The 6,671-nt window shown below is 69.4% G+C and carries 4 protein-coding genes and 1 pseudogene; 2 read left to right on the plus strand and 3 right to left on the minus strand.

The window, feature by feature from the left end; genetic code table 11:
* Positions 1 to 646 (plus strand): annotated as a pseudogene (locus WA805_RS25180) (glycosyltransferase); the annotation flags it as partial.
* Positions 643 to 2,118 (plus strand): glycoside hydrolase family 130 protein, encoded by a 1,476-nt coding sequence (locus WA805_RS25185; protein ID WP_422324845.1) that lies wholly within the window; start codon positions 643 to 645, stop codon positions 2,116 to 2,118. The pseudogene WA805_RS25180 and the gene WA805_RS25185, both read left to right, overlap by 4 nt.
* A 41-nt stretch (positions 2,119 to 2,159) precedes the next feature.
* Here WA805_RS25185 and WA805_RS25190 read toward each other — a convergent pair whose 3' ends face one another.
* From WA805_RS25190 to WA805_RS25200, 3 genes are all read right to left on the minus strand, one after another.
* Positions 2,160 to 3,245 (minus strand): fatty acid desaturase family protein, encoded by a 1,086-nt coding sequence (locus WA805_RS25190; RefSeq protein ID WP_425243575.1) that lies wholly within the window; start codon positions 3,243 to 3,245, stop codon positions 2,160 to 2,162.
* 141 nt (positions 3,246 to 3,386) lie between these two features.
* Positions 3,387 to 5,180: a thiamine pyrophosphate-requiring protein gene (locus tag WA805_RS25195; RefSeq protein ID WP_422273301.1), complete on the minus strand. Its 1,794-nt coding sequence runs from the start codon at positions 5,178 to 5,180 to the stop codon at positions 3,387 to 3,389.
* Positions 5,173 to 6,671, minus strand: a 1,499-nt coding sequence (locus tag WA805_RS25200; protein ID WP_425243576.1) for a GMC oxidoreductase, incomplete at its 5' end; no start/stop codon positions are given. The genes WA805_RS25200 and WA805_RS25195, both read right to left, overlap by 8 nt.

Below are 6,671 nucleotides of genomic sequence, written 5' to 3' on the forward strand. Positions count from 1 at the left end.
GTTCGACTCCGCCGCCCGGGTCCGCTCGCGGTGGCCGCACGCCATGGCGTTCGCGGCTCTCGGCGCCGCCGAGGTTCTCGGCGCCCTGCCTGACCATGCTGCCGGGCTCAGCCTCCTCGCCGACGCCGTCGGCGTCATCGGCGAGCCGCCCGCCAGTACCGCGTGGCCCTGGCCCGCGCCGAGGCTCAGCTACGCGAACGCCGCGATCGCGGAGGCAGTCATCGTGGCCGGGTGGAAACTTGACAGTGATCCTGTTCTCCGCAACGGCCTGCGCATGCTGGAGTGGCTGCTGGCGGGCGAGACCCACAGGGGTCACCTGTCGGTGGTTCCGGTGGGAGGCTGGGGTCCTGGCGAGCAGCGGCCTGGCTTCGATCAGCAGCCGATCGAGGCTGCCGCGCTGGCGGACGCGTGCATGCGTGCTGCGGCGGTGACCGGCGACACGCGCTGGCTGGACGGCGTCGGCATGTGCGTGGCGTGGTTCCTCGGCGACAATGATGCCCAGGTTCCCCTGCTCGACGAGCGGACCGGCGGCTGCTGCGACGGCCTGAGCCGTACCAGCCGTAACCGAAACCAGGGCGCGGAATCGACACTGGCGATGATCTCGGTGCTGCAAGTAGGCCGCCACGTCAGTCCCGTGCAACGGTGACCGGCGCCGGACGCCCTGTCCTGGCCAGAACGCCTCACCGGCTGCTGCCTGACAAGTCCCGTACGCTGAGCCAGCTGTTCGTTCCCGGCCAGGAAACCCTGATCTCGGGCGACTCGCGGGCCAAGGCGGTCATTGACCGCGTCCTGGCGCTGACCGAGGACGAGGTACGCCGGACGCTTGCCCGCACGAGGGCCGACTTCGCCGGCCGGTATCGTGACCTGGACCGCGCTCTGGAGCGCAACTTCGGGCTTGTCGCGCACAGGCTCGGCGCTGAGGCCGGGGTCAGCGTCGCCCGGCAGCGCCTGATCGGCGCGTATTTCACTCAGCAGTACGCGCTGGAGGGCGCGGCGCTGTTCAACCCGTCGATCGTGCCGCATCCCGACCAGACCGGCTGCGGCCCCGGGGAGCTCCGGTTCGTCATGAGCCTGCGCGCGGTCGGCGAAGGACATCTGTCCAGCATCGAGTTCAGGACCGGCACGATCAGCGCCGGATCCGCGATCAGCGTTGAAGAGCCGGGACCGTTCCCCGGCACCGGGCACTACCGCCCAGGCACCTGCGATCGCGGCGTCTTCCAGGCCAAGCTTGCCGAGTTCGGCCATGAAGACGAGGACGCGCAGTTCCTCTTGAGCCTGCTGCCTGAGCGCTTTGGCATGGCGGAGCTTGATGCCGCCATCGGCGCGCTGTCCCGGCAGCGGGCGACACGCGGAGACTCCGCGGCCCTCGTCGACCGGGTGCGCTGGGTGGCTGCCAGTAGCTACGAGGTCGTGTTCAACGCGCGGCACCCGCTCTCCGAGCGGGTGCTGTGGCCCGGCGGGCCGGCCGAGAGTCACGGCATGGAAGACGCGCGGTTCGTGCGCTTCACCGACGGCGCGGAGCCGGCCTACTGCGCGACGTACACGGCGTTCGACGGCGGCGCCGTCGCATCGCACCTGCTGGAAACCGCGGACTTCCGGACGTTCACCGTTTCCCCGCTTGCGGGGCCCGCCACGCGCAACAAGGGCATGGCGCTGTTTCCCCGCCGCATCGCCGGCCGCTACGCGGCGCTGTCCCGCTGGGACAGGGAGAGCAACGCGATCGCGTACTCAACTGACCGCCGTCGCTGGGGGCCGGGCGTAACCATCCAGGCACCGGCACGACCGTGGGAGCTGGTCCAGCTCGGCAACTGCGGCTCGCCGATCGAGACTCCGGCGGGATGGCTGGCCTTCACGCACGGCGTCGGCCCCATGCGGGAGTATGCCATCGGCGCCATCCTGCTCGACCTGGACGAGCCGGAGCACCTGATTTCCGCGCTGCCCGAGCCGCTTCTCGTGGCCGATAAGTCCGAGCGCGACGGGTACGTCCCGAACGTCGTCTACTCCTGCGGCTCGCTCCTGCACGACGGGATCGTCGTACTGCCTTACGGATGCAGCGATTCCTCGGTGCGGATCGCGACCGTCGAGCTCTCGCAGCTGCTAGCCGAGCTGACTAGGTGAGGCTGCTGCCCCTGGCGGCAGCGTCAAGGGGCAGCGTCAAGTCAGGGCTGGGCGAGCGCCGCCGCTGCCGCGCTGACCGCTGCCGGCCGGGTGAGCCTGCCGGTGGCGTTGAGGTGGCTCAGTGCCTGCGCGTACGACTCGAGCAGGGTGGCCTGGCAGTAGGGCAGACCGCGGTCGGCGCAGAACGCGGCGACCAGCGCCTGGGACCGGCGCAGGCTAGGACGCGGCATTGACGGGAACAGGTGGTGCTCGATCTGGTAGTTCAGGCCGCCGAGGGCGAAGTCGGTGAGCCAGCCGCCGCGGACGTTGCGCGAGGTGAGCACCTGGCGGCGCAGGAAATCGGTCTTGTCGGACGCGGCCAGGACCGGCATCCCCTTGTGGTTGGGCGCGAACGAGCACCCGAGGTAGAACCCGAACACGCCCTGCTGCACGACGATGAAGGCCACGGCCTTGACGGGCGGGAGGACGAGGAAGATCGCGGTGAGGTAGCCGGCGGCATTGATGCCGAGCAGCGCCGCCTCCCAGGCCCGGTTCCGGGCGGACCGCCGCGTAATCGCCCGGATGCTGGAAGCGTGCAGGCCGATCGCCTCGAGGAACAGCATGGGGACCAGTAGCCAGGCCTGGTAGCGAAAGGCCAGCCGCTGGATGCCACGGCTCGCCCGTGCCTGGCTGCCAGAGAACGCCAGCACGCTGATCATGATGTCAGGGTCGGCACCCTCGGTGTTGGGGTGGGCGTGGTGGCGGTTGTGCTTGCCGGTCCACCAGCCGTAGCTGAGTCCGGTGGCCAGGTTGGCGCACAAGACGCCGAGGACATCGTTGGCGCGCCGTGTGCGGAAGACCTGCCGGTGCCCGGCGTCGTGGCCAAGGAATGCGACCTGGGCGAAGGCCACGGCCAGGAACACGGCGATGCCGAGCTGCCACCACGAGTTCCCGAGGACGGCGAACGCTGCCCATCCGGCCGCGAACGCCAGCGCGGTGAGCGTGATCTTCCAGGTGTAATAACGCAGCCGGCGATCCAGCAGGCCCGCCTGCCGCACCTGACGGGACAGCATCGCGTACTCGCTGCCGCGCCCGGCGGACTCGGGACGCCAGCCGGCGCCGGGCTGCACAATAGGGGAAGCGTCCATCGTCGGGGCTCCTCAGGGTGGTCGGTCGCGGTCGGCCTGATCGCTGGCGGCCAGGGACTGGAGCCGCATCAAGGGACGGCCTGGCATAACCCAGCACAGCTGCCGCCGCCCCAACGATGGCTGTTCTAAACGTACCCTCGCTTAGTCACCGGAGTGCGGCAGGAACTCCTGCACCTTGGTCTTGATGCCCTCCACGATCACGCGGCGCGCGTTCTCATCGCCCTTCAGGATGGCCTTGGCGGCGTCCTTGGCCTGCTCGAACGTCGCGTGCGGGGGGATCGGCGGGATGCTCGGATCGGTCCGGACATCCAGCAGCGTGGGCCGGTCGGCGGCCAGCGCCCGCTCCCAGGCGGGGCCGAGGTCGGCGGGCTTGTCCACGTTGATGCCCTGCAGGCCGAGGCTGGTCGCGAAGGCCGCGTAGTCAACGTCGGGCAGCGTCTGCGACTCGGTGAACTTCGGCGCGCCCTCCATCGCGCGCATCTCCCAGGTGACCTGGTTGAGGTCGTCGTTGTGCAGGACGGCGACGATCAGGCGCGGGTCGGTCCACTGCTCCCAGTAGTGCTTGATGGTGATGAGCTCCGCCAGGCCGTTCATCTGCATGGCACCGTCGCCCGCGAACACGATCACGGGCCGGTCCGGGTGGCCGAACTTAGCGCCGATCCCGTACGGCACGCCCGGTCCCATGGTGGCCAGGTTGCCCGACAGGGAGCCGCGGATGCCGTCGTGGAACTTCAGCTGGCGCGCGTACCAGTTCGCCGAGGAGCCGGAGTCCGCGGTCACGATCGCGTTCCCTGGCAGCCGCGTCGACAGCTCATGGAACAGCCGCATCGGGTTGATGGGGTCGGCCTCGACCATGGCTTCTTGCTCCATGGTCTCCCACCACCGGGCTACCTTGGCCTCGATGTCTTCCCGCCAGGACCGGTCCTCCTTGCGCTCCAGCAGCGGGATCAGCGCCCGCAGGGTGGCCCGGGCGTCCCCGACGAGGTTGAGCTCGTAGGGATAGCGCATCCCGATGTACTTGCCGTCGATGTCGATCTGCACCGCCCGGGCCTGGTCGAAGGCGGGCAGGAACTGGGTGTACGGGAAGCTGGACCCGACGGTCAGCAAGGTGTCGCAGTTCCGCATCAGCTCGTAGCTTGGCCGCGTGCCCAGCAGGCCGATCGAGCCGGTGACGTACGGCAGTTCGTCGGACAGCACGTCCTTGCCAAGCAATGGCTTGGCCACCCCGGCGCCGAGGAGCTCGGCAACCTGTGCCAGCTCGTCCCGGGCTCCCCGCGCACCCTGGCCGGCCAGGATCGCGACCTTGCTGCCCGCGTTGAGGATCTCGGCCGCGCGGGCGATCGCGTCGCCGTCCGGCACGGCGGTCGGCCAGTCGATTCCCAGGCTGGACGGGACCATCTTGAACGCGTGGGTCGGCGCGGAGTACACCAGCTCCTGGACATCGGAGGGGATGATGATCGCCGTCGGGGCCCGCTCGGCCAGCGCCACCCGGATGGCCCGGTCCAGGACGCCCGGCAGTTGCTCAGGAACGGTGACCATCTGGACGTACTCGCTCGCCACGTCCTTGAACAGGCTAAGGAGGTCCACTTCCTGCTGATAGGAGCCGCCCATCGCGGAACGGCTGGTCTGGCCGACGATCGCGACCACCGGCACGTGATCGAGCTTGGCGTCGTAGAGCCCATTCAGCAGGTGGATCGCCCCGGGTCCTGACGTCGCCATGCACACGCCGAACTTGCCGGTGAACTTGGCGTACCCGACGGCCTCGAAGGCGGCCATCTCCTCATGCCGGGCCTGGATGAAGGTGGGCTCGTTGTCGGCCCGCCCCCAGGCGGCCAGGATGCCGTTGATGCCGTCGCCAGGGAACGCGAAGACTTTGGTCACGTCCCAGGCGCGCAGGCGCTCTAGCAGGTAGTCGGCGACAGTGGGCTTAGCCATGGGTGTTTCCTTCCTGGGTTGCGTCAGCGGCGCCGGCGGCCAGGCGGCCGGCCGCGCGGGCGGCGACGGCCATGATGGTCAGTGCCGGGTTCGCGCTGCCCTGGGTGGGCAACACGCTGCCGTCGGTGATGTAGAGGTTGGGCACAGCAAAGCTGCGGCAGTTGCGGTCCACCACGCCGTGTCGCTCGTCGGCCGCCATCCGGGCGCCTCCGACCAGATGGGCATAACGGTCGATGGTGATGACTTCGTCGGCCCCGGCAGAGTGCAGGATCTGCTCCATGACGCTCTGCGCGGCGCGCATGAGCTGGTTGTCGTTGTCGCACTGGGAATAGGCGAAGCTGGCGACGGGCAGGCCGTAGCGGTCTTTCTCCTCGGCCAGGGTCACCCGGTTACCGGGCTGCGCCAGGAACTCGCACAGCGCTCCCAGGCATGACCAGTGCACGTAGTCGCTCATGTACTGGCGCAGCCTGGCGCCCCAGTGGCCCTGCGCGGCCACGTGCTCGGCCCAGGTGATGGGCAGCGGCGAGACGGTCTGGATGGAGAAGCCCCGCTTGTACGGCTTAGCTGGGTCAGTCTCGTAGAACTGCTCGCTGCTGACCTCCGGCGGAGGCGATTTGTACATCCGCACCTCGGCGTCGAAGCGTCCGGCGGTCTGGGGCGCGCCCTGCACCATCAGGTACCGCCCAACCTGGTCGAAGTCGTTGCACATGCCGTCAGGGAACCGACGCGACGCGGAGTTCAGCAGCAGCCGCGGCGTCTCGATCGAGTAGCCGGCGACCGCGACCGCCGCCGCCTGCTGGAAACGGGGCACCCCGTCGCGGATGTAGTGCACCCCGGTGGCCTGGCCGGTGCGCTCGTCGAAACCGATCCCGGTGACCATGGCGTTGGCCCTGATCTCGGCGCCGTGGGCAAGCGCGTCGGGGATGTGGGTGATCAGCGGGGATGCCTTGGCGTTGACCTTGCATCCCTGCAGGCAGAATCCGCGGTAGATGCAGTGCGGGCGGTTGCCGAACCGCCCGTTGGAGATGGCGACCGGTCCCACCTTCGCCGTGATGCCGGACGCATACGCGCCGCGCAGGAAGATCTCGCCGTTGCCGCCGACCGGATGAGGGCGCTGCGGGTAGGTGTGCGGGTCGCCCCAGGGCCAGGCCTCGCCCGCGACGGGCAGTTCCTGCTCTATGTCCTCGTAGTACGGCCGCAAGTCCTCGTAGCTGATCGGCCAGTCGGCACCGACGCCGTCGTTTGTCCAGGTAGCGAAGTCGCTCGGGTGGAATCGGGGCGTATACCCCGCGTAGTGCACCATCGAGCCGCCCACCCCGCGGCCGGAGTTGTTCGAGCCCATCGGCACCGGGTCGGTACCGCTAATCACCCGCGGCTCGGTCCAGTACAGGTGGTGCGATCCGGCCTCGTCACTGACCCAGTCGGCGTCGGGGTCCCAGAAGGGCCCCGCGTCCAGGCCGACCACCCGCCAGCCCTGCCGGGCCAGCCGCT

The organism is Trebonia sp. (assembly GCF_049794275.1).
Lineage (GTDB): Bacteria > Actinomycetota > Actinomycetes > Streptosporangiales > Streptosporangiaceae > Trebonia.